This is a genomic window from Streptomyces sp. SID5910 (assembly GCF_009862125.1).
Taxonomy (GTDB): domain Bacteria; phylum Actinomycetota; class Actinomycetes; order Streptomycetales; family Streptomycetaceae; genus Streptomyces.
Genome location: NZ_WWHX01000540.1, coordinates 1 through 1,363, shown reverse-complemented (window position 1 = coordinate 1,363; position 1,363 = coordinate 1). Strand labels below are relative to the sequence as shown.

The 1,363-nt window shown below is 72.1% G+C and carries 2 protein-coding genes; both read left to right on the top strand.

The annotated features are described in order from the left end of the window. Nucleotides 1-486, top strand: a 486-nt coding sequence (gene nadC, locus GTW67_RS18905) for a carboxylating nicotinate-nucleotide diphosphorylase (protein WP_161165998.1), incomplete at its 5' end; no start/stop codon positions are given. Nucleotides 487-490: 4 nt separating this feature from the next. Next, nucleotides 491-1,288 carry a type III pantothenate kinase gene (locus GTW67_RS18900; RefSeq protein WP_161165997.1) on the top strand — a complete coding sequence of 266 codons (798 nt, stop codon included), beginning with the start codon at nucleotides 491-493 and terminating at the stop codon, nucleotides 1,286-1,288. The last annotated feature ends 75 nt before the right edge of the window (nucleotides 1,289-1,363 follow it).

The following is a 1,363-nucleotide window of genomic DNA, read 5'->3' as shown; positions in this document are numbered from 1 at the left end:
GACGTCCTGGAGGGCACCGGGACGCGCGTCCGGGACACCCGCAAGACGACCCCGGGCCTGCGCTCGCTGGAGAAGTTCGCGGTCCGCTGCGGCGGCGGCGTCAACCACCGCATGTCCCTGTCGGACGCGGCCCTGGTCAAGGACAACCACGTGGTCGCCGCGGGCGGCGTGGCGGCTGCCTTCCAGGCGGTCCGCGAGCGCTTCCCGGACGTCCCGATCGAGGTCGAGGTCGACACGCTGCACCAGCTGCGCGAGGTCCTGGACGCCGGCGCCGACCTGATCCTGCTGGACAACTTCACGCCGGGCGAGTGCGAGGAGGCGGTGGCCCTCGTCGACGGCCGCGCCGCCCTGGAGGCCTCCGGCCGCCTCACCCTCACCAACGCCAAGGCGTACGCGGACACGGGCGTCGACTACCTCGCCGTGGGCGCCCTCACCCACAGCTCCCCGATCCTGGACATCGGCCTCGACCTGCGGGAGGCGGAGTAGAGGCATGCTGCTGACGATCGACGTGGGCAACACCCACACCGTCCTGGGCCTCTTCGACGGCGAGGACATCGTCGAGCACTGGCGCATCTCCACGGACTCGCGCCGCACGGCCGACGAACTGGCGGTCCTGCTCCAGGGCCTGATGGGCATGCACCCGCTCCTCGGCGACGAGCTGGGCGACGGCATCGACGGCATCGCCATCTGCGCGACGGTCCCCTCCGTCCTGCACGAACTGCGCGAGGTCACCCGCCGCTACTACGGCGACGTCCCCGCGGTCCTGGTCGAACCGGGCGTCAAGACGGGCGTCCCGATCCTCACCGACCACCCCAAGGAGGTCGGCGCCGACCGCATCATCAACTCGGTCGCCGCGGTCGAGCTGTACGGGGGTCCGGCGATCGTCGTGGACTTCGGCACGGCGACGACGTTCGACGCGGTGAGCGCGCGCGGGGAGTACGTCGGCGGGGTCATCGCCCCCGGCATCGAGATCTCCGTGGAGGCCCTCGGCGTCAAGGGCGCGCAGCTCCGCAAGATCGAGGTGGCGCGGCCGCGGAGCGTGATCGGCAAGAACACGGTCGAGGCGATGCAGTCCGGCATCGTCTACGGCTTCGCGGGCCAGGTCGACGGGGTCGTCAACCGCATGGCCCGCGAGCTGGCGACGGACCCCGACGACGTGACGGTCATCGCGACGGGGGGTCTGGCGCCGATGGTGCTGGGCGAGTCGTCGGTCATCGACGAACACGAGCCGTGGCTGACACTGATCGGCCTCCGCCTGGTCTACGAACGCAACGTGTCCCGCATGTAGCGAACCGCGCGCTTCGGGTGGCCCGGCGCTGCCGGGGTGCGCGGCGCGGGCGCTGGCCGGGGGTGGGTGCGCGGC